Raw genomic sequence first — 21751 nt, forward strand, 5'->3', positions numbered from 1 at the left:
TGGGAATGAATTTATTTGTGCACCACTATAGGTGGAAATTCATTCATTATGTCTTTGAAAATCGTTTCATATGGCTGTTGATCCTGTCCAAATCCTCCGCGCTCATGGGCCTCTTCAGGCTGGTGCGCTTGCTGATGCGATGGGCGTGAGTCGTCCCACGTTGAGCCGGGCCACTCGCGCCGCGGGAGTGGACATCATCGTGCGTGGAAGCGCTAGACGCACGAAATACGCTGCGCGCCGCGCATTGAAGGGGGACAACGAGCCGATCCCGCTCTTTCGAATTGACCGCGATGGAATTCAACACCAGGTTGCCGTGCTGGACCTGGTATATCCCGATGGCACGGCCGCTGAGCTTTCCGAGGAGTTCGGGTGGCCCTTGGACGACGAGATGAAGCAGGGCTGGTTCGAAGGCTTGCCGTACATGATGCAGGACATGCGGCCTCAGGGCTTCCTCGGGCGAAACTTCGCGCGACACCATGCGGCCTTGCTGAAGGTGAGTGAGGACCCAACGAACTGGTCGGATGACGACGTGCTGCATGCGCTCTCCCTGCTTGGCAGTGACACTCCTGGAGACCTGGTGGTTGGCGAGGCGGCCGCCAGGAAGTGGCTCGAGCAGGTGCAGGCGTTCAACGACGGCACAGGACCGCATGGAATAGCCGACGACCAATTGGACGAATCGTACCCCCGGCTCGCCGCGCAAGCGCTCGAGCTCGGCGTGGCTGGATCGTCGGCTGGCGGCGAGTTTCCGAAGTTCACCGCCATGCGGAGTACGGCCGAAGGCGACCAGCATGTTCTTGTGAAGTTCTCTGGCTCTGATGATTCACCAGGCACTCGGCGCTGGGCGGACCTGCTTGTGTGCGAGCATCTTGCTGCTCAAGCATTGGCAGAGCACGCAGGGATCGACGTGGCCCGATCCAGAATCCGCATCCTCGCGAATCGAACATTCCTCGAGGTCGAGCGTTTCGACAGGCATGGGGCCAGCGGTCGCTCACCGGTCGTTTCCTGGAGCGTGCTGAACTCGACTTTCGTCGGTGCCGGCGGACGCCCTTGGGCAGAAGGCGTCCAACCCCTGGCCAAGATGGGGTGGATCTCGGACGATGACTTCGAGCGTATCGGTCTTGTTGGGCACTTCGGACAGCTCATCGGCAATTCCGACATGCACGACGGCAACCTGTCGTTCCAGCCGGTCCAGGTTGCCGGCCAAGCGCAACTGCAACTGGCTCCGATCTACGACATGCTGCCAATGACTTATGCCCCGGTGCGCGGCGTAGAGCTGCCCCCCAGGACCTATGCCCCACGGCTGCCCCTGCCGTCGGAGAAGGACCTCTGGAAGCGGGCAGCGCTGGCAGCGGTCGCGTTTTGGGACAGTGCGGATGCCGACGATCGAATCAGCGCCGAATTTCGCGCGGTGTGCGCCCAAAACTCACTGACTCTTCGGAAACATGTAGCGCATGGCGCTTGAGGAATATGAGCGCATCGCTCACCTCCGTCGAAGTCAAAGGTGGCAACGGATTCAAAAATTACACAATTAAGATTATGTTAAATATATTGTCCTGGCCTGCCCGGTTTCTCCGAGACATCGTCCATTTGCAGAAATGTGTTCGCGGCTTCATCCTTGTTCAGTTTCTGCTTTCGTGCACGGCGATAAGCCCTTAAGACGCTTCAACTTTCCCAAGCGCTGCTCGGTACGATCACGGCTGCAGCTTTTAAGGCACACCACATCTCTGCGGTCAGCGCTAGGCGGCATTCTCAAAAGCCTCCAGGCCGGCGCGACGGCACGCGAGGCCGAGCGCTGGGCCAAGTGGACCGAAAACTTCAAGATTCCAACTTTGGACATGGCCGCATCGGCCGCAATCGTCGCGTACCAGAAATCCAGCACAAAGCGCAGGCGCTGGGCGCCCTCCTCGCTCCACCCGCTGATCCACTCGAGGAGTCTCGACAACGACATCACTCGTCTTGAGGTGCACTTCGCGTGCCGTAATGAAAGGCACGCTTGAGGCGCCATTCATCGAGAGTCAGGCTGGCGAACGCAGAAACGACGGTAGCGCACTGTCGTCGTCCATGGACGGAAAGCAGTGCCCTAATCCGGCGCCGCTGACGGCACTGGAACAAGCTACGCGCGTGTTCGCGAGCGGACCCGCACTCAGATCAGTCCCCGACGGGTTGGCGAACACCTTGCTGCCCTCGCGCCGATTCGCGGCCATGCGCCTCGTCGGCGTGATCTTCTACTCGAGCCCCGGGAAGCCTGTGGGGTTGAATAGCGCCTTGCGCGCCGCCGGCGACTCCACCAGAAGGGTCGCCATATAGCGACATAAGCCGATCAGGCTTGGATGCGGGAGCATTTGAGGCCGTACTTTTGCTCCAGAAGTTCGAGCAAACTTAAATCCCGCCTTGAACCGATTGACCGGCTTGATCATGCACAAGCCAAATCGCCGCGAAAAGCGCATCATCGTGACTGACGAACCCACGGTGCAAACTGTTCGCGAGGCAGAGCATGGCATGGTTCAAGAAGCTTTTCTGGGTCGGCGCTGGGCTCGCCGTGGGGGGTGCGTTTGCCGTATTCGTGGTGGACGAATTGAAGACCTCCCGGCTGCAATCGGCCCTGTGGCGCGACCTCGCCAACGATGCCCGCTTCAGCGTCGACGCCGGTGCCAGCGATGCCATCCGCTTCCCTCACACCGGGCCTTATGACGAGCGGCTGGGCTACCACGATCTGCCCCACTACATCGAGCGCCTGCAGCCCCAGGGCTATGTCGTCACCCGCCAAGCCCGCATGTCGCCGCGGCTGATCGAGCTGCAGGAGTACGGGCTCCACGCGCCCTACCGCGAGAAAAACCAGGCCGGCCTGACGGTGCGCGACTGCCGCAATGCGGCGCTGCTGCACTCGCGGGTGCCCAAGCGGGCGTACGAGCGCTTCGAGGAGGTGCCGCCGCTGCTGGTGAGCGCCCTGCTGTTCGTCGAAGACCGCCACCTGCTGGACGCGCAGCCGCCGCAGCGCAACCCCGCGCTCGATCCGGAACGCTTTGCGAAGGCCGCGCTCGAGCAGGCGCTGCGGGCGGTCAGCCTGGGCCAGTCGGCAACGGGCGGCAGCACGCTGGCCACGCAGATCGAGAAGTACCGCCATTCGCCGCAAGGCCGCACCGGGTCGGTCGGCGACAAGCTGCGCCAGATGGCATCGGCCTCGCTGCGCGCCTACCAGGACGGCGAGGACACGCAGGCGCGGCGCCGCCAGATCGTCGTCGACTACCTCGACACGGTGCCCCTGGCCGCACGCCCGGGCATGGGCGAGGTGCACGGCCTGGGCGACGGCCTGTGGGCCTGGTACGGGCGCGATTTCGGCGAGGTCAACCGCCTGCTCGCCGACAACGCGGAAGAAGCAGCAGCGCCCACCGACGAAGCGCTCCGGCAGCAGGCCGAGGCCTTCAAGCAGGCGCTGTCGCTGATGATCGCGCAGCGCCGCCCATCGCAGCACCTGCTCGGCGACGGCGCAGGCCTGGCGCGGCTGACCGAGAGCTACCTGCGGCTGATGGCCGAGGCGGGCCTGATCACGCCCGCGCTGCGCGATGCGGCGCTGCCGCTGCCCTTGCACCTGCAGCCCCCACTGCCGCCCACGCCCCGTCCGGACTTCGTGCAGCGCAAGGCCGCGAGCGCGCTGCGCACCCACATCTCCACGCTGCTCGGCGTGCCGCGTGCCTACGACCTGGAGCGCCTGGACCTCGACGCTGAAACCAGCCTGGACGGCGAGGCGCAGGCGCTGGTGGCGCGGGTGCTGGCCGGCCTGCGAACGCCCGCCGCGGCGAAGGCGGCGGGGCTGTACGGCTCCCACCTGCTCGACCCGGGTGCCGACCCGAGCCCGCTGATCTACAGCTTCACGCTGTTCGAGCGCAGCGCCGGAGCGAACCTGCTGCGCGTTCAGGCCGACAACATCGACCAGCCGTTCGACGTGAACCAGGGCGCGCGGCTGGATCTGGGCTCGACGGCCAAGCTGCGCACGCTGGTGAGTTACCTCGAGCTGGTGGCCGAGTTGCATGCGGGCTGGGCCGACTTGAGCACGGCCCAGTTGTCGGCGCTGGCGCCGAGCCCGCGCGACCCGCTGGGCGTGTGGGCGCGGCAGTACCTGCTGCGCGCCAAGGACCGCAGCCTTGCGCCGATGCTCGAGGCGGCCATGGAGCGCAAGTATTCGGCGAACCCGGGCGAGGCTTTTTTCACCGGCGGCGGCATGCACCAGTTCGCGAATTTCGAGCGCTCGAGCAACGGCAGTTCGATGACGGTGCGGGAGGGCTTCAAGCATTCGGTCAACCTGGTGTTCATCCGCCTGATGCGCGACCTGGTCCGCCACCGCATGTTCGGCGGCGCGTCGGACGCCGAGCGCCTGCTGAAGGACCCCACCGCGCCGGGCCGGCGCGAGCTGCTCGCGCGCTTTGCGGACCGCGAAGGCTCGGCCTTCCTCATTCGCTTCCATCGCAAGTACCAACGCCATTCGGCCGTGGACGCCGAAGCGCTGCTGCTGCGCGGCCTGAGGCCATCGGCGCCGCGCCTGGCGAGCGTGCTGTTCACGATCGAGCCCGAGGCCAGCGACGAACGGCTCGACGCGCTTCTGGTGCAGCGGCTGGGCCGCGGCGCCGACTCGCCGCGCGCACTGGGGGCGCTGCGCAAGACCTACGCTGGCTTGTCGCTCGCCGATCGCGGCTATGTCGCGCGCGTGCATCCGCTGGAACTCTGGCTGGTTGGTTACCTGCGGCGCCACCCGGGCGCCTCGCTGACCGAGGTGCTGGCTGCGAGCGCGAGCGAACGCCAGGAGGTCTACGCCTGGCTCTTCAAGACGCGCCACAAGAGCGCGCAGGACAAGCGCATGCGCGAGCTGATCGAGCTCGACGCCTTCGCGCAGATTCATCGTTCGTGGCAGCGCGTGGGTTACCCCTTCGCATCGCTGACGCCGTCGTACGCGAGCGCGATCGGCGCGTCGGGCGACCGGCCGGCCGCGCTGGCGGAGCTGATGGGCATCATCGCCAACGACGGCGTGCGCCTGCCGACGCAGCGGGTCGGTGCATTGCACTTCGGGCGCGACACGCCCTACGAGACGCGGCTGGAGCCGCACAACGCGAGCGCTGAGCGGGTGCTGCCCGCCGAGCTGACCGCGACGCTGCGGCGCGCGCTGGTCGGGGTGGTGAACGACGGTACGGCACGGCGCCTGAAGGGCACACTCTTGGACGAGAACGGCCGCGCGATCGAGATCGGCGGCAAGACCGGCACCGGTGACCATCGCTACGAGCAAACCGGCCGCGGCGGACGGGTGATCTCGGAGCGCAAGATCGACCGATCGGCCACCTTCGTGTTCATGATCGGCGGCCGCTACTTCGGCACCATCATGGCCTACGTGCACGAGCCCTATGCCGCTCGCTACCGGTTCACGAGCGCATTGCCGACCCAGTTGCTGAAGTCGCTGGGGCCGCAGCTGTTGTCCGTGCTCGAGCGCAGCGGGTGCGGCGGGGATTGACAGACAAGGGCGACTCAGGCCGCCTTGCGCTGCTCCGCTCCCGGCACTGCGGCGATCAGGCTGCGTGTGTAGGGGTGCTGCGGCCGATCCCAGATATCGCGGTGACTACCGGCCTCGACGATCTTGCCCTTGTTCATCACCATCACACGGTCGGCGATGTAGCGCACCACCGAAAGGTCATGCGAAATGAACAGGTAGGAAAACCCGAAGTCCTCCTTCAACTCGACCAGCAGATTAAGGATCCGCGCCTGCACAGACACATCAAGCGCCGACACAGGCTCGTCAAGCACCACCAGCGAGGGCCGCAGCACCAGCGCCCGTGCAATGCCGATGCGCTGCCGCTGCCCACCGGAAAACTCGTTGGGAAAGCGCCGCCCCGCATCGGCCGGCAGACCCACGCGCTCCAGGATAGCCGCGATGCGGTTGCGCCGCTCCGCCCGGTCAGTCACGCCATGCACCTTCAGCACCGATTCAATGATGTCGAACACGCTGCGCCGCGGATTCAGCGACGCATACGGGTCTCCCAGTCGAGGTACTGCTTGAAGCCCGCGTCACGCTTACCAAGGTCGGCGTGGGCGTAGGGGCTGTACCAATGATCATCGTCCCCGGTCAGCACGCCTTCGGGGCCGCCGTCGGTGGGCAGGCGCGCGGCGGCCCAGGCCTGGGTGCCACCTGCGAGCGCATGAACTTCGCGGCCGATGCGCGCGCCCAACTCCGCAGCCACGATGCGCGCGAGCACGATGCGCTGCGACGCGGGAACGTCGACGACGAACTCCTGCAGCCGGTCGGGCACCGAGAAGCGTGCACCAGCGACGTGCCGGCGCTCATAGGCCGAACGACGCTCCACGTCCGCGGCAGGGATGGAAGCCGTGTCTATTTCCGAGAAACGCCGAACGGTATCGAGATACTTGGCAAGTCGAACAAAGAAAATCAACAGTCGGTCATTGACGAAGTGCTCAAGACCTTCGGAGGAAAGTAACGATGAATTTCTCTCTTCAATTCCCAGCCGATCTTCCTGAGCCGACCGACGATGGCAACATGGATGTTCGGATCGAACTAGCAGACGGTCGTGCATACAGCGTGACCTTCTTCACCATTGCAAATCTCGCGACACTCATGGCCAGGTGGGGCAAAACCGGAGAGTGTGCAAACGGGCTGTATGTATGGGAGAAGAACATGATCGTGGTGCAGGAGATCTCGCAGACCGTGATCAAAAAGGTCGTTCAGGATCTTGTCGAGACTGGTGAAATTGAATCGGCAGGGTGGCGAATCCATCTGCCCGAGTAGATCGAGTGATTCAACTCTCGCGCTGGCCCCCTGCTTGTCATTGACCGAGGAGCTTCAGTGCAGAGCTGTGCTTCACGCCCTATTGGAAGGACGGATCGCCCATAAACCCCGAAGGGTGCAATGTTCCGAGAACCATCCAAATCGACTCACCCGCCACTCAGGGCCGATGAGGTGTATCTGCGAATGTCGAGCGCTACGCCAAACCGGATATTGGCAAGAAACAGTGCCATGGTGCATGGCTCTCGGCGAGCCACCAAGCCTTCCTCCCTCCGCTCTCGTTATGAATTCCGAGCCTTCTTGACGATCTCTTTGTATTGCTCCTCCTGGGCTTGCTCGGGTTCTCGCCAGCCGAGTGCCTCAGCCTTGCTGCTCCAAAGCGCCTGCTTCTCCTGCAGGTCACGCAAGTACGGCCGAAGCTCGTGAGGAATACTGTCGGGATTCGGGTACTTGGCCTGGAAGTTCTTCTGTTCCAGTCGCCAATAGCCGTAACTCACGCTGACCATGGTCTCTGCGTCATCGGGAGATATCTCGAGCATCGCGGAGGCAACGGCGATGCCGCGAGGCACTTGGCCCCGCTCGAAGAAATGCTGCCGCAAGGTTTCAGCCATCGCGGCCGCCGACTCTCTCTGGCTCAAGGGCCGCATGTACACACCGTTGGTCAGCGACTGCGTTGTCATGGGCGTGTCGCGTTGATAGCTGGAATCCAAACGCGGAAAGCCACCTGAAGTCGTCTCCAGATTGAACAAGCGACCTTGCTCATCCCGGTACTTCACAAACAAGTGCTGAGGCCCTCGCGCGAGCGTGACGTCGATCCCGAGCTTCTGTCCAAGGATGACGAAGAGAATCGGCATGGACACGCAGTTGCCCTTCTTGGTCCGCAAGTAAGTTGTCAGCAGTTTGTTTGTGACCTTCGTCCCCTGGGGATCGTCCAGGTCATACTGAAACGGGCGCGGATGCTGCGGATCAGGTCCGTGCAGATAAGCCCGCAGTGTTTCGACGGCGACCTGTTTGCTGGCGTTCGCTGGATAAAGCTTCCGGATCTCACGGGCCATTCCATCCAGCTGCGCGAGTAGGCCTTCGATATCAACGGTGGGATCGATCATGTGATCGATGGTTAGCTTTACTCTGGCCAAATCCATGGCAGCTTCTGGCTGTCTCAGCATAGCCCTGAGTGTGTTGAGTTGCACATCAGATGCCGAGGTGCTGTAGGGCCCTCCATCGCGAATAGGAGCGGTGGGTCCCTGTGCTATAGCAGGCGGGCACAGCAGGGTCGACGTCAGGGCAATGGCAGGTGCAATCCGGAGCATGTACTGATAGTAGCAAGCCGCCGTGAAGGTGCCCGCCATGACACGAAAACCATCAATGTCACGTCTCCTGCGACCTGTTGAGCATCCGCGGTGATCGCCATGATCAACGCTCATGGTTTGGCCGACGCGGTCGTAGGCTTGTGTGCAGTCGCTCATCGACAACAGCGAGCCGATGCATTGCGTACTTTTATGTTCAATCCATTAGCCGACTCCCCATGCGCCATCAGTCCGTCGTTGTTCACACGTGGCCTTTCGGCTAATCTGAAACAACTTGTACCGAGTTCGCAGACCGCCAATGAGTGATCGCCAGAAAGGGATTGCCCATTCAAAACATGCTGGTCATCGCGACTCGTGACGAGTGAGTCACAGACGTTCGGGTGCGCGAACAAGAAAGCATGAGGGGGTGCGATGAGGGTTTCAAGAGCGCCGTGGCGCATGGATTGGGTTGCGCGATTGTTTGCCGAGAGAGGCAGTGCTCACCTCATCGCATTCGTCCTCTTGTTGTTTGCGTCAGCCACGTCCCAGGCATCAGTTTCTAAGATCTACATGTGGACATGGGGAGGGCCAGCCCCCCAGCCTATGTATCCCACGCCGCTAGAGGCTTGCAAGGGGCGCCCGAGCGTGCCACCAATCCTCAGGGCGGAGATTAATCCGTCCTATCCCCTCGAAGCATTTTGTTGGATTGATAACGGCTCGCCGGATCCATATTTTGTGGTGTCGAGGCGTGATTTGGGATGTCCGGCGAACAGCACTGTGTTGGGTGGCGAATGCCAGTGCGGGCAGCGTTTTCAGGAAGACCCCTCTCAAACGTCCTGCGTGAAGGCAACTCCAGAGGTCTCTTTTTCACCCCTCGCCTGCAAGAGACCTGGAGCCATCGCAGGAGTACAAACAACCAACCCCATACTTCCCGCCACAGCTGAGAAGTTCCGCTCAGAAACCGACTTTATGGACGGCGGCTCATCGCCGCTCTCGTTCGTTCGGACCTACCGAAGCAACTGGGGAAACGACGCGGATCGCGCGACGGGCGCACTCGGGAAGGCATGGACGCACAACCACACCACAACCCTTACAGCCACTCCCGCCAACAATCCCGTCGGAGTGTCCATCACCAGCGCTGAGGGAAATCTGCGAACCTTCGCCAAGGCGATCGGCTCTTCCGATTGGACTGCAACCAACAGCGCTGACGTACTTGCACAGGCCGGTAGTGGCGCATGGACCTATCGCCGTGCCGACGACGATACTGTGCTGTCCTTTACCGCCGACGGCAAGCTGCAAACAGAAACTCGGCGAAACGGATGGACCACGGTCTACACGTATAACGGCGCAGGGCAACTCGCCACCGTCAGCAATCCTTTCGGTCGCACGCTGATATTGACTTACAACGGCGCAGGCCAGTTAGTCGCAGTTACGCGCCCTGACCTGCGCATGATCGGCTACGCCTACGATGCTGCTGGTCGGCTCTCCTCTGTCGTTTATCCAGACGGCAAAGCTCGCACTTTTCTCTATGAGAGTGCGGCGTTTCCGCAGGCCCTGACTGGACTCCTCGATGAAGTCGGGGCACGCTTCGCGACTTTCGCGTATGACGCCGACGGCCGTGCCACGAGCAGCGAATTGACAGGATCCGTTGACCGTTACCAAGTCAGCTACCCATCCATCAACTCCGCATCCATCACCGACCCCCTGGGTACGAGCCGCAACTACAGCTACAGCATCATCAAAGGCAAGCTGGCCGTGGTGAGCGGAAGCAAGCCCTCAGGCACAGGTGAGTCTGATGCAGCATCCCGTATTCAGGATGCCAACGGCCTGATTACTTCGGAGGCCGACTTCAAGGGCACAGCCACAACGACGACCTGGGATACCGTTCGGCGCCTGCCCCTCAGGGTGGTGCAAGCATCCGGAGCGCCAGAAGCCAAAGCTGTCACCACGCTGTGGCATTCATCGCTGTCCTTGCCGGTTCTCGAAACGGAGGATGGCCGCACCACCGCCTACACGTACGACGATCTGGGCAATACGCTGTCGAAAACCGTCAACGACACGGCCACCAACAAGGCCCAGTTCTGGCAGTGGGCATACAACGCCCAGGGCTTGGTGATCTCCCAGACTGAACCCAACGGGGCAGTCACCCACTACACCTACGACACCTTTGGCAATGTGCTGAGCGCCACCGATGCCCTTGGCCTTGTCTCCAACTACACCTACGACACCGCCAACCGCGTGGTGAGCACCACCGCTCCCAACGGCCTTTCCACTGCCTATACGTACGACGCCCGGGATCGCCTGTTGACCCAGACCGTCGGCGGCCAGACCACCACGCTCACCTACAAGCCCTACGGCACCCTGGAGACAGTCACACTGCCCACAGGCCTCGTCCTGACCTATGCCTACGACGCAGCCCACCGCCTGACTGGCTGGAGCAACAACCGCGGCGAGAGCGGCACCTACACCCTCGACGGCATGGGCAACCGCACCGCCGAGCAGATCAAGGACGGCGCCGGCAACGTCGCCTGGAGCATGGCGCGCACTGTCAATGACCTCAATCGTCTGAGCGCGGAGACCAAAGGCCCGAGCCAGACCAGTTCATTCGGCTATGACGTCAACGGCGAGCTTTACATCAAAACCAACGGGCTCAATGAATCCACTTGGGTCAGCTTGGATGCATTGCGCCGCGTCAAGGCCATCACCAATGCGACCAATACGACAGCCACCCTGACGTACAACGCCCTGGACGCCGTCACCGAAGCCAAGGACTTAAAGGGCGTAGCCACCGCCTACACCCGCGACGCCCAAGGCAACGCAACAACCGAGAGCAGCGCCGATACAGGCGGAGCGAGCACCCAGTACGATAACCTGGGCCTGCCCAGCCAGATCACCGACGCCCTCGGCCAGGCCACAACCATCACCCGCGATGCCCTGGGCCGCCCCATTGGCCTGGTCTTCGCCGACGGCAAGACCACCACCCTGCGCTACGACCTCACGGCCAGCAGCAAAGGCTATCTGTCGGAGATCGTTGATCGCAGCGGCACCACCGAGTACACCCGCGACACCTTTGGCCGGGTCACCCTCAAGAAGCAGACGCTTGCCAACGGCAGCGTCCAGCAGGTCAGCTACACCTACAACCCCAACGGCACGCTGGCGAGCATCGGCTACCCCAACGGCGGCGGCGTGCTCACGCACACCTACGACAGCACCGGCCGCCTCACAGGCCTGAGCCTGAACGGCAACCCGCTGGTCACCGGCATCGCCTGGAACCCGCTGGGCCAGCCCACGGCGTGGAGCTGGGCGTTCGCGAGCCCCTCCATCGCAGCCAGCCGCACCTACGACACCGCAGGCCGGCTGACCGCCACCGAGTTCAGCAGCTACACCTACGACGCGGCCGGGCGCATCACCAGCCTGACGCAGAACCTCTACCAGCCCGGCGACACCGACCCGACCCACAGCACCATCGCCAATGCCAACGTCACCTGGAGCGTGGGCTACAGCGCCGTGGGGCGCATCGTGAGCTTCAACGCCACGGGCAGCACCGCTGGCTTCGACTACGATGCCAACGGAAATCGAATCGGTAGCAGTCGCAACGCCGGCGGCCTGAGTGTTGGACGCGTCTATACGGTAAGTGCAACAAGCAACCAACTGACGAGCTTTCGCCAAAATAGCTACAGCTCGGCCAACGGAAGTTCGACAACCACAGTCACCTATGGCTACAACGCCAACGGCGACATGGTGAGCGACGGCCTGCACAGCTACGCCTACGACGCCGAAGGGCGGCTTGCCGCGGCGACGACGGGTGCGACCGATGTCAGCCCGACCACGCGCTACGCGCACAACGCGCTGGGGCAGCGGGTGTTCAAGACCGAGCCGCTGTACCCGCCCAGCCAGGGCGACGAGGCCGACCCGGGATTCATGGCCAGCCTGATCGCGTTCTTCACGAAGCTGTGGAGCCCGAGCACGACGCAGGCCGAGCAGCTGGGCTACGCCTACGTCTACGACGAGCAGGGCACGCTGATTGCGGAGGTGGGCAGCGGGGGCACGAACAGTGCGGGGCAGAGCCAGTACATCTACCTGCCGACAGGCAATGGGCCGATGCCGATTGCGGCGGTGATCAACGGCGCCACCTATGTCGTGCACAGCGATCACCTGAACACCCCAAGGAAGCTCACGAATGCAGATGGCCAGGCCGTCTGGCAGTGGGGCTACAGCGCGTTCGGGGAGGACAAGCCGACGACAGCAAAGAACCGCTTTGCCAACCTCGACGTAACGCCGAATCCGGGCACGACCAACATCTCCGAAGTGAAATTCAACCTGCGGTATCCGGGGCAGTATGCGGATGAGGAGAGTGGCCTCTTCTACAACTACTTCAGGAGCTACGACGCAAGGACCGGGCGGTACAGCCAGCCTGATCCTATTGGGCTCGATGGGGGGTGGAATCGCTTCGGCTATGTCGATGAGGACCCGCTGGGCGATAGTGATGCATTGGGCTTAGCCGGTGACGAACGCCCCTTTCGCCGAATTCCGATTGCACCAATTTCTGGGGGGCGTTCCTTCGATAAAGACGGTGTGAGGCCGATGGGTATTCCCATAGCAGGAGGGGGAAGAGGTGTTGGAGGTAGTGGCAGCGGTGGCCTCTTTGGCGGTGGTGGCGGAAGAGGAGGGATCGCACCCATAGCTGGCGGTGGAGCAAAGCTGGGAAACATCACCCCAGGAGAGGCAAGGAGGATCCAAAATGCCGCAGATCGAACTGGAGTACCAATTTGCTTAGTCGGAAGCCGTGCGAGTGGAAAAACGAGGCCGGACTCCGACTGGGATTACGTGATCCCTGAGAGCACCACAAATTCAAAGATTCATAGCTTGGAAAGCTCGCTTCCCGAAGGGCACAGAGGTCTTGGTGAGGGGCGCAATCAGGACTTCTTGCGCGACGACGCTATAAATTCGTATAAGCCCTTCATCTACTTCACCCCTGGACCAAAAAGAAAGCCATGACCAAAACACTTGAGCTCTTAAGCGATCCGATCAATTTCGCGGTTGTACAGCTTCCGGAGCGTAACTATCCAGGAGTGGTCATCCAAGGCGACACACTGAATGGTCTGGTGCGCAGCCTTGAGGAAATGGTCAACCTCGTGAAGTCCAATCAATCAGAGGATTTGGAAGATTTGGCAGTAGGGATTCAGATGCTGCGGGAGCAACTTTCTGCCGCACGGGATTTCTACGAAGCTACCTGTGCCAAGCAGGGCATCGAATTGCCGTACTCCAAGCGGATTCGCGATCACAGGTGAGCGAATCTCGTTCGGGCTTCCTCGTTTCCAAAACGAGGGGTGATCCGCTCCGAGGCCAAGTACTACCTGGTCAAGGACATCATTGACGGGTACCGAGCCCGGTGCGACTGAATCGACTCAACTCCAAGGCATGCTCAACGATTTTGAAGTCCAACTCGCTGTTTCGTTAGAGCAAAAGTCGGCCGCCTTGGAGTAGTGGCCCAGTCTTCCACTCAGCTCTTTCATCACCGCCCGAACAGCTTCCGAACAATCGACGGGCCAAGTAGCCCCGTGAGGAACGGATGACGTTCGACCAGTTTCTTGCCCTGCGCAAACGCACTGGATTCCTTGACGGTCTACGCAACGTTGTCGATGCCGTCGATCAACTACCGGTGACGGTCGTCTTGCAGGCCCGATACCTCGTCAACGGAAGGGTCGCGCCGAGCCTCCCAAGACACCTACGGCTCACATTGAACTCTGCGTGTACGGCACCGATCTCGGCGAACGCACCAATACCGCGCGACACAAAAACAGATGAACAACCTAGGAACCGAAAATCGGGAAGTCGAAACCGACGCCACTGCCACCAAGCTGGACCGGCTTGGCCGGAATGCCATGGATGTTCGCTCGACAGTGGAAACGCTGGCCGCTGCAGGCATCCGGGTTCATTGCCTCGCCCTGGGCGGCGTTGATCTGACCTCCCCTGCTGGCCGTATGACCATGGGTGTCATCGCCGCTGTGGCGGAGTTTGAGCGGGACTTGATCCTTGAGCGGACTCAAGCGGGCCTGGAACGTGCCAAAGTCGCTGGGGTTTCTCTGGGTCGCCCTACGACCTTTGCAGACGCCCAGGCCGAGCGCATCCGCGCCCGCTCAGCCGCTGCGTCGCGAGCAACACCTCATCGGCCTCGACCCGACGCTACTCACCCGCGACATCGCGAACGAGAAGAGGAACAGAAGCAGAAAACTCGAAGGAAACGAGGGACGAAAAGAGATCGTGCGACATGGTCGGCTCCATGAATCGGGCGGGATTGCCCGAAACCGAAAGCCGCACGGCGCAGCGCAGCAGTCAGGGTTCGAAGACGGCCGCCAGGACACAAGCGCAAAGCCATTGCGCGCAGACCGACGGCGAGAACGACGTACTACGGTGAGAGGGACAGCAAGCCAGCCCCCACCCTCCTCCCCTGCCTCTCGGCAAGCGCAGCGCACAGGCTGAAGGGCCGGGGATCGCAAGGATGGAGGCTGCGAGCGCGGACGCCATCGGCGGCTCGCCTATCCTTCGCTCGCCGCGTGTACGGCACCCTTCGTCCTGGTGTGCTCGTCGATGGACACCAGACTGATCTACCTCATCGCAGAGAGAAAGAGTTCGCTCCATGTTCCGCACCCTGCTCAAGTCCAAGATCCACCGCGTTGCCGTCACTGACTGCGAACTGCATTACGAAGGCTCCTGCGCCATCGACGAAGACCTGCTGGATGCCGCCAACCTGGCCGAGAACGAGCAGGTCCACATCTGGAACATCAATAACGGCGAGCGCTTCGTCACCTATGCGATTCGCGGCGAGCGGGGCACAGGCATCATCTCGGTCAACGGCTCGGCCGCGCGCCGGGCCTCGGTGGGCGACCTGATCATCATCGCAGCCTTCGGCCTGGTGCCCGAAGACCAGGTGGCCAGCTACAAGCCGAAGCTCGTGTTCGTGGACGGCGCCAACTGCATCAAGGAAGAACGCGCCCACATCCCGGTACAGGCGGCTTCTGGCGAGCTTGCAACGTGACCCTGTACCCGAATCAGTACCGTTCGGTAACAGAACGACCGGCATGCTCGCCGTTATTGGACTGGACATTGTCAAGCGCTTCTTTCGATTGCACTCGGTCGACCCCGAGACCGGCGAGATCACGAAGCTAAAGCTCAGGCAAGCCGAGATGGCCCCGTTCTTCGCGAACCGACAGCGCAGCGTTGTGGCAATAGAGGTATGTGGGAGTTCGCATCACTGGGCGCGCCAGCTGCGTAGTCTTGGTCACAAAGTGCGGCTCATCGCCACGAAGTTTGTGAAGCCCTTCGTCAAAGGAAACAAGAACGATGCAGCCGATGCTCGGGCAATCTGGGAGGCAGCGCAACGCCCCGAGATGCGCTTCGTACCGGTGAAGACCGAAGCGCAGCAGGCGATCCTGGCGTTGCACACAATGCGAGATGGTCAGGTCAAAGCCAGGACTGCACCAACTGCGAGCCGCGGCAAGCGGCAGCATGACGTTGTGCCTCTGGACGATGGTTAGGCGGTACGAAATGGTGTGATGGTTGAATAGGTTGGACCGGGAGAGGTCAAGCCTGGATCTACTCTGGAGCTTGAAGCTCGTTCAGCAGAAAAGGCACCTCTCAGCGAATCCCATCAGGGCCAGCAGACAAAAAAGAACCTGCGCGAACAGGCCGGATATGAGACTGCAGCTCGACCGATGCTGCCGAAACACCGAGCGCTTGCAACTTGGGAGGCGTCCATATAAGAGCAGATCATCGGCTTCATCCGGCAGGCGGAGGCCGGGTTGCCGATCAAGGAGCTGTGCCGCAAAGGCGGTTTCAGCGACGCAACCTTCTACAAGTGGCGTGCGAAGTACGGCGGCATGGATGTGCCCGATGTCAAGCGACTGCGTGACCTCGAGAGCGAGAACGCCAAGCTCAAGAAGCTGCTGGCCGAGGCCCACTTGGACATCCCCGCGCTGAACACCGCCTTCGGGGTAACGCGTTGGAGCCAGCCGTTCGACCGGGATTTCCCACAGATGTGGGTGAACCGCAAGGCGTTTGCTGCAGTTCGGCGTTGGCAGCCGGCTCGCGACGTCATTCTTCTCCGCTTACGGCGATCTTCTGATTTCGCCTGAGCCAAGGTGGAGTGTGTTCGCACTTCTTTTCTTGCAGGCTGGCGCGTGCGCCTCACGCAGGGACACCGATCTGCGCAGCCGCAAAAGTAGGATGGAATTAGGAGGCTATTTGCGGAATGGCCGTTGCCAAGTCAACTCCTGCTCAGATATCTTGACGCCTCAAGAAAATACCAAGGAAATCCCAAATGGGAGTGGTGGAGACGGCCGTGCAACCGCACGGGGAGGGAGGCACGCCGCCGCAAAAGGCCCCTGAAGCGGGGGCTGCTGCGAACCCGTCTCTCGTCGCGCTATGCACCATCGCGCGCTTCCACCAGATTGCAGCCGACGCTTCGCTGCTGTCGCACCAACTGGGCCTTGTTCCTTCCGAGCCCATCGGCACCGCCACGCTGCTGCGCGCAGCCAAGCACCTGGGCCTGAAGGCCAAGTCTTCCCGCACCACACTTGATCGCCTGTCCCTGACGCCATTGCCGGCGCTAGCGGTCCTGCGTGATGAGTCCGGCCAGGAACGCTTCGTCATCCTCGCCCAATGCGACGCCCAGCGCGTCCTGCTGCAAGACCCCTCTTCCTCGAGCGGCCGCCCCGTCATCGAACCCCTGGAAGTCTTCGCCTCGCACTGGACCGGCGAACTCATCCTCATCACCAGCCGCGCCAGCCTCGCGGGCGAACTCGCCAAGTTCGACTTCTCCTGGTTCATCCCCAGCCTCGTCAAGCACAGGAAGCTGCTGGGCGAGGTGCTCTTCATCTCCTTCATCCTGCAGCTGTTCGCGCTGGTCAGCCCGCTCTTTTTCCAGGTCGTCATGGACAAGGTGCTGGTGCACCGCGGCATGACCACGCTGGACGTGCTCGTCATCGGCCTCTTGGTGGTGGTCGTCTTCGAGTCGCTGCTCAACGGCCTGCGCAGCTACGTCTTCAGCCACACCACGAACCGCATCGACGTCGAACTCGGCGCACGCTTGTTCCGTCACCTCGTCCAGTTGCCCCTGGCCTACTTCCAGGCCAGGCGCGTGGGCGACTCGGTCGCGCGCGTGCGTGAACTCGAGAACATCCGCAGCTTCCTGACCGGCAATGCGCTGACAGTCCTCCTGGACGTTGTCTTCTCCATCGTCTTCGTGGCCGTCATGCTGTTCTACAGCGTGCCCCTGACCCTGATCGTGCTCGTGAGCATGCCGCTGTACTTCGGCCTGAGCCTGGCCGTGGTGCCCATCCTGCGCAGGCGCCTGGACGAGAAGTTCGCGCGCGGCGCGGAGAACCAGGCCATGCTGGTGGAGACCGTCAGTGCCATCCAGACCGTCAAGGCCACCGCGCTCGAGCCCGCCTTCGGCCGGCGCTGGGACAACCAATTGGCCGCCTACATCTCCGCCAGCTTCCGGACCCAGAACCTCGCCAGCTGGGCGCACGAAGGCGTCAACCTCATCGGCAAGCTCGTCAACGCTGCCACCCTCTGGTACGGCGCGCACCTGGTCATGAACAACGAGCTCACCGTCGGCCAGTTCGTCGCCTTCAACATGTTCGCGCAGCGTGTGAGCCAGCCCATCATGCGCATGGCCCAGCTGTGGACCGACTTCCAGCAGACCGGCATCTCCATGGCCCGGCTCGGCGACATCCTTAACACCCGCACCGAGGTGCCACCGAGCACCGCAGCTCAGCTCCCAGCTCTCAAGGGCCGCGTGACCCTGGACAACCTCAGCTTCCGTTACCGCCCCGAGGCTGCACCCGTGCTCAACGGCGTCAGCCTGGATGTGCGCCCCGGCGAAGTCATCGGCATCGTTGGACGCTCGGGTTCTGGCAAGAGCACGCTGACCAAGCTCATCCAGCGGCTGTATTCCCCAGAGCAGGGGAGATTGCTGGTTGACGGCATCGACATCAGCCTGATCGACGCGGCGCAGCTCAGAAGACAGGTCGGCGTGGTGCTGCAGGAGAACACGCTCTTCAACCGCAGCGTGCGTGAGAACATCGCCATCGTCGATCCGGCGGCGCCGCTGGATGCGGTGATCCACGCCGCCCAGCTGGCAGGAGCCCATGAGTTCATCAGCGAGCTGCCCGAGGGCTACGACACCATGGTCGGTGAACAAGGGGCGAGCCTCTCGGGCGGGCAGCGCCAGCGCATCGCCATCGCACGGGCCCTGTTCACCCACCCGCGCATCCTGATCTTCGACGAGGCCACCAGCGCGCTGGACTACGAGAGCGAGGCCATCGTCCAGCGCAACATGGCGCACATCTGCAAGGGGCGAACGGTCTTCATCATTGCCCACCGCCTGTCCGCGGTGCGGCATGCCAACCGCATCATCGTGATGGACAAGGGGAAGATCGTCGAAGGCGGCACGCACGAGACATTGCTCAGCAGGCCCAGGGGCATCTATGCGCACCTGTGGAACATGCAGGGCGGTGGGCATCCGATAGAGACAGAAGGAAAAGGCGCGGAGGCTGCGGTATGACACCCGAAGTGTCTACGACGGCTCCTGCAGCCAACGCGCCACACGCGCGGGACATGCGACATCCGGTCTTCGAGTTGCTGGGGCGGTATGGGGCGATCTTCAAGGCAGCCTGGAAGCATCGCCATGAACTGGCTGGGCCAAGGCGCTTGTCTGATGAAGCGGCCTTCTTGCCAGCAGCCTTGAGCCTGCAGGACACACCTGTACATCCAGCGCCAAGACGGCTGGCCTATGCACTGATCGCGTTGTTCCTCATCGCATTGATCTGGGCCATCTTCGGGCAGGTCGACATCGTGGCGGTGGCGCCGGGCAAGATCATCGTGAGCGAGCGCACCAAGATCATCCAGCCGCTGGAGGTGAGCGTGGTCAAGCGGGTGCTGGTGCGGGACGGGGACCACGTCGAAGCGGGGCAGGCGCTGGTCGAGTTGGACTCCACCAGCGCCAATGCGGACAAGGCGAACGTCAATGAACAACTGAAGTCGGCGCAGTCCGAAGTGCTGCGCACCAGAGCGCTCCTGCAGGCCTTGAATGCCTCCGAATCACGCGCTCCAGATCTAGGCAAAGCCATTCCGTCGGGGTGGTCCGATGGAGATATGAGTTCAGCCCGTGCAGAGCTGAATGACGAATGGAGCGACATCACCGCCAAGCTGGCCAAGGCGGCCTCGGAGATCAACCGGCGTCAGGCTGAGATCGCGACCGCGCGGGAGGTCGTCACCAAACTGGAAACAACGCTCCCCATTGCAAGACAAAGGGAAGCCGACTTCCGCCAACTCGCTGACCAGGGCTTCATGTCCAACCATGCGAACCAGGACCGCACGAGGGAGCGTATCGAGATGGAGCGGGATCTGGCGACGCAGCGGGCTCGGTTGGCAGAGGCTAATGCGACGCTGAGGGAGAGCGAGAACACCAGAGCGGCGTACATCGCCGAAACCAAGCACAGCCTGAGGACGCGGGAGGCTGCGGCCGAGCTCAAGCGTCAGCAAGGCACGCAGGATCTGGCCAAGGCGGGCCAGCGCGAGCGACTGACAACACTCAAAGCGCCGGTGGCGGGCACGGTGCAGCAACTGGCCACGCACACCGAAGGCGGTGTGGTCACGGAAGCCCAGCCGCTCATGGTGATCGTGCCCGACGGCGCGCAGGTAACGGCCGAAGTGACGCTGGACAACAAGGACATCGGCTTTGTGAGCCCGACGCAGGAAGCGGCGATCAAGCTGGAGACGTTTCCGTACACGCGCTACGGCACGGTGAATGCGACCGTGAAGACGGTGACGGCGGACGCGGTCAATGACGAGAAGCGCGGGGCGATCTTCCCCGTCACTCTCAACCTCAACAACACAACCATCGCTGTGGATGGCAGGCCGATCAAGCTCAGTCCGGGGATGAATCTCACGGCGGAGATCAAGACGGGCAAGCGGCGGGTCATTGAATTCCTGCTCAGCCCGGTTCAGCGGGCGTCCAGTGAAAGCATGCGGGAACGCTGATGGTCCAACGCAGCATCACAAGTCCACGCATCCTGCTCGCGTGGGCGCATGGCAGCAACCGGGGGCAACCGGTGCGCCTGTTCGAGATAACGAGCCTGAACAAGCTGTGCGAAGGCATGGGGATGGCATGGCGGGCGCGCAAGGACCACCCGGGGGTAATCATCGACCGATTGGCGGTCGCCCCAGCACTCTGCGCTGCCGTCCAGCGTATCGCGCATCGCTGCGGGAGCTGGCAGCTTGATCGTCAGCGGAAGCTGTTTCTGAACCGGTTGATGCGGGTTGCACAGACTGCGCAGCGTGTCTTCGATCACGGCAGCGTTGAGGAGCGATAGTGCGGATCCTCATCGTGCATCAGAATTTTCCGGGGCAGTTCGGCCACCTCGTGCGCGCCTGGGCCGCACGGCCGGGGTGGCAGGTGCGCGCCCTCGGGCGACAAAGCGCGCCAGGGCTGCCTGGCTTCGGGCAGTTGGTGCGCTATCCGCTTCCGCGTGCCGGCCTTGCGAACCAGCACCCTTACCTGCATCAAATCGAGAACGCCGTACTCCACGGACAGAGCGCTGTCCAGACGATGTTTGAGATGCGCCGAGCCGGCTTCACACCCGACGTGATCCTGGCCCATCCCGGCTGGGGCGAGACCCTTTACGCAAAGGATGTGTTTCCCGACGCCCGTCTGATTCACCTGTGCGAGTGGTACTACAGCGCGGAGGGCGCGGACGTGGGCTTCGATCCCGAGTTCCCGATCAGCATGAACGATCGCGCGCGGGTACGTACCTGGAACGCGCAGCACGCATTGAATCTTCTCGAGTGCGACGCAGCCGTCAGCCCCACGCACTGGCAGAAGAGCCGCTACCCAGAGGTGCTGCGCGACAAGATCGTGGTGCAGCATGAAGGCATCGACACGCATGGCATGGGACCCGACCCTCGGGCGACTTTCACCACGCCCAGTGGCATGACGCTCAAGGTCGGCGATCCTGTGATCACCTATGTGGCTCGCAACCTGGAGCCGTACAGGGGTTTTCATGTATTCATGCGCGCGCTCGAAAGGATCCAGCGTGCGCACCCGAACTGCCACGCTCTGATCGTCGGTGGCGATGGTGTGAGCTACGGACGCCGCCCCAAGGCGGCTGCCCACTGGCGTGAACACATGCTGAGAGAGGTGAGGCTGGATCCCACTCGCACGCACTTTCTTGGACACATCGCGCGACCTGACTACCTGCACGTGCTGCAGGTTTCAGCTTGTCATGTGCATCTGACCTATCCCTTCGTGTTGAGCTGGTCGCTGCTGGAGGCGATGGCTTGTGCGGTGCCGATCGTGGCCTCGGATACGGCGCCGATACGTGAGGCGATCGAAGATGGTAAGAGGGGCCAACTGGTGGATTTCCTCGAAATTAACCACATCGCCAATGCGGTGCTCGATAGCCTCGCGAATCCGGAGGATGCGCGGCGTATGGGGTGCAACGCCAGGGATCATGCGCGCCAATACAGCCTTGCGGCGGGATTGGCAGGCTATGACCGACTCGTGCTGGGATGCGATAAGCCTCAGGCCGTGCCCGCACGCCTTCCCAGCATCAACGATCACCGCAACTTGACCATCCAGGCCAACGAACAGAAAGAGGAGCAGATTCAATGAGTGGTC

At 62.4% G+C, this 21751-nt stretch carries 12 protein-coding genes and 4 pseudogenes; 13 read left to right on the top strand and 3 right to left on the bottom strand.

Annotation, left to right across the window (positions count from 1 at the left end; all coding sequences use genetic code 11):
* Window positions 1-70: 70 nt before the first annotated feature.
* Together yjjJ and ACTG4X_RS35925 are read left to right on the top strand one after the other, a co-directional pair.
* Window positions 71-1462, top strand: coding sequence for a type II toxin-antitoxin system HipA family toxin YjjJ (gene yjjJ / locus ACTG4X_RS35920; RefSeq protein WP_440534494.1), 1392 nt, complete (start codon window positions 71-73; stop codon window positions 1460-1462).
* A 1032-nt stretch (window positions 1463-2494) separates the two neighbouring features.
* The gene (locus ACTG4X_RS35925; protein ID WP_440534495.1) at window positions 2495-5497 is read left to right on the top strand and encodes a transglycosylase domain-containing protein; all 3003 of its coding nucleotides are present in this window, start codon (window positions 2495-2497) and stop codon (window positions 5495-5497) included.
* 14 nt (window positions 5498-5511) lie between these two features.
* Here ACTG4X_RS35925 and ACTG4X_RS35930 read toward each other — a convergent pair.
* Window positions 5512-6018 (bottom strand): annotated as a pseudogene (locus ACTG4X_RS35930) (ATP-binding cassette domain-containing protein); the annotation flags it as partial.
* A pseudogene (locus tag ACTG4X_RS35935) lies at window positions 6000-6347 on the bottom strand (rhodanese-like domain-containing protein); the annotation flags it as partial. The pseudogenes ACTG4X_RS35930 and ACTG4X_RS35935, both read right to left, overlap by 19 nt.
* Before the next feature lie 131 nt (window positions 6348-6478).
* Here ACTG4X_RS35935 and ACTG4X_RS35940 point away from each other — a divergent pair.
* Window positions 6479-6784: a hypothetical protein gene (locus tag ACTG4X_RS35940; protein ID WP_440534496.1), complete on the top strand. Its 306-nt coding sequence runs from the start codon at window positions 6479-6481 to the stop codon at window positions 6782-6784.
* A gap of 278 nt (window positions 6785-7062) precedes the next feature.
* On the opposite strand, the gene ACTG4X_RS35945 is transcribed toward ACTG4X_RS35940, so the two are convergent.
* The gene (locus ACTG4X_RS35945; RefSeq protein WP_440534497.1) at window positions 7063-7923 is read right to left on the bottom strand and encodes a transglutaminase family protein; all 861 of its coding nucleotides are present in this window, start codon (window positions 7921-7923) and stop codon (window positions 7063-7065) included.
* 789 nt (window positions 7924-8712) lie between these two features.
* Between ACTG4X_RS35945 and ACTG4X_RS35950 the strand changes: the two genes are divergently transcribed.
* The 10 genes and pseudogenes from ACTG4X_RS35950 to ACTG4X_RS35995 all read left to right on the top strand — a co-directional run bounded on the left by ACTG4X_RS35950 (window position 8713) and on the right by ACTG4X_RS35995 (window position 21745).
* Complete coding sequence (locus ACTG4X_RS35950; RefSeq protein WP_440534498.1) at window positions 8713-13065, top strand: RHS repeat-associated core domain-containing protein; 4353 nt, start codon at window positions 8713-8715, stop codon at window positions 13063-13065.
* Window positions 13062-13358 (top strand): DUF6959 family protein, encoded by a 297-nt coding sequence (locus tag ACTG4X_RS35955; RefSeq protein ID WP_097201172.1) that lies wholly within the window; start codon window positions 13062-13064, stop codon window positions 13356-13358. The genes ACTG4X_RS35950 and ACTG4X_RS35955 overlap by 4 nt, the downstream gene beginning before the upstream one ends.
* 513 nt (window positions 13359-13871) lie before the next feature.
* Window positions 13872-14354, top strand: coding sequence for a recombinase family protein (locus ACTG4X_RS35960; protein WP_440534499.1), 483 nt, complete (start codon window positions 13872-13874; stop codon window positions 14352-14354).
* A gap of 353 nt (window positions 14355-14707) precedes the next feature.
* Complete coding sequence (gene panD, locus ACTG4X_RS35965; RefSeq protein WP_097201174.1) at window positions 14708-15106, top strand: aspartate 1-decarboxylase; 399 nt, start codon at window positions 14708-14710, stop codon at window positions 15104-15106.
* Between the two features lie 43 nt (window positions 15107-15149).
* Window positions 15150-15545: pseudogene (locus tag ACTG4X_RS35970) on the top strand (IS110 family transposase); the annotation flags it as partial.
* Between the two features lie 291 nt (window positions 15546-15836).
* A pseudogene (locus ACTG4X_RS35975) lies at window positions 15837-16047 on the top strand (transposase); the annotation flags it as partial.
* A gap of 340 nt (window positions 16048-16387) precedes the next feature.
* A complete protein-coding gene (locus ACTG4X_RS35980; protein WP_097201176.1) occupies window positions 16388-18637 on the top strand; it encodes a type I secretion system permease/ATPase in 2250 nt (749 codons plus the stop codon).
* A gap of 53 nt (window positions 18638-18690) precedes the next feature.
* Complete coding sequence (locus ACTG4X_RS35985; protein WP_440534500.1) at window positions 18691-20115, top strand: HlyD family type I secretion periplasmic adaptor subunit; 1425 nt, start codon at window positions 18691-18693, stop codon at window positions 20113-20115.
* The gene (locus tag ACTG4X_RS35990; RefSeq protein WP_097201178.1) at window positions 20115-20447 is read left to right on the top strand and encodes a hypothetical protein; all 333 of its coding nucleotides are present in this window, start codon (window positions 20115-20117) and stop codon (window positions 20445-20447) included. Before ACTG4X_RS35985 ends, ACTG4X_RS35990 begins: the two co-directional genes overlap by 1 nt.
* Window positions 20447-21745, top strand: a complete 1299-nt coding sequence (locus ACTG4X_RS35995; protein ID WP_440534501.1) for a glycosyltransferase family 4 protein — start codon at window positions 20447-20449, stop codon at window positions 21743-21745. Before ACTG4X_RS35990 ends, ACTG4X_RS35995 begins: the two co-directional genes overlap by 1 nt.
* Window positions 21746-21751: the final 6 nt, after the last annotated feature.

The organism is Variovorax sp. YR566, from assembly GCF_051992195.1.
Lineage (GTDB): Bacteria > Pseudomonadota > Gammaproteobacteria > Burkholderiales > Burkholderiaceae_C > Variovorax.

Bases quoted from the DNA above. Each gene is read 5' to 3' on its own strand.
- ACTG4X_RS35985 (WP_440534500.1), top strand. From the start codon at position 18,691: ATGCGACATCCGGTCTTCGAGTTGCTGGGGCGGTATGGGGCGATCTTC.
- ACTG4X_RS35945 (WP_440534497.1), bottom strand. From the start codon at position 7,923: ATGGATTTGGCCAGAGTAAAGCTAACCATCGATCACATGATCGATCCC.
- panD (WP_097201174.1), top strand. From the start codon at position 14,708: ATGTTCCGCACCCTGCTCAAGTCCAAGATCCACCGCGTTGCCGTCACT.
- ACTG4X_RS35990 (WP_097201178.1), top strand. From the start codon at position 20,115: ATGGTCCAACGCAGCATCACAAGTCCACGCATCCTGCTCGCGTGGGCG.
- ACTG4X_RS35955 (WP_097201172.1), top strand. From the start codon at position 13,062: ATGACCAAAACACTTGAGCTCTTAAGCGATCCGATCAATTTCGCGGTT.
- ACTG4X_RS35925 (WP_440534495.1), top strand. From the start codon at position 2,495: ATGGCATGGTTCAAGAAGCTTTTCTGGGTCGGCGCTGGGCTCGCCGTG.
- ACTG4X_RS35980 (WP_097201176.1), top strand. From the start codon at position 16,388: ATGGGAGTGGTGGAGACGGCCGTGCAACCGCACGGGGAGGGAGGCACG.
- ACTG4X_RS35940 (WP_440534496.1), top strand. From the start codon at position 6,479: ATGAATTTCTCTCTTCAATTCCCAGCCGATCTTCCTGAGCCGACCGAC.
- yjjJ (WP_440534494.1), top strand. From the start codon at position 71: ATGGCTGTTGATCCTGTCCAAATCCTCCGCGCTCATGGGCCTCTTCAG.
- ACTG4X_RS35960 (WP_440534499.1), top strand. From the start codon at position 13,872: ATGAACAACCTAGGAACCGAAAATCGGGAAGTCGAAACCGACGCCACT.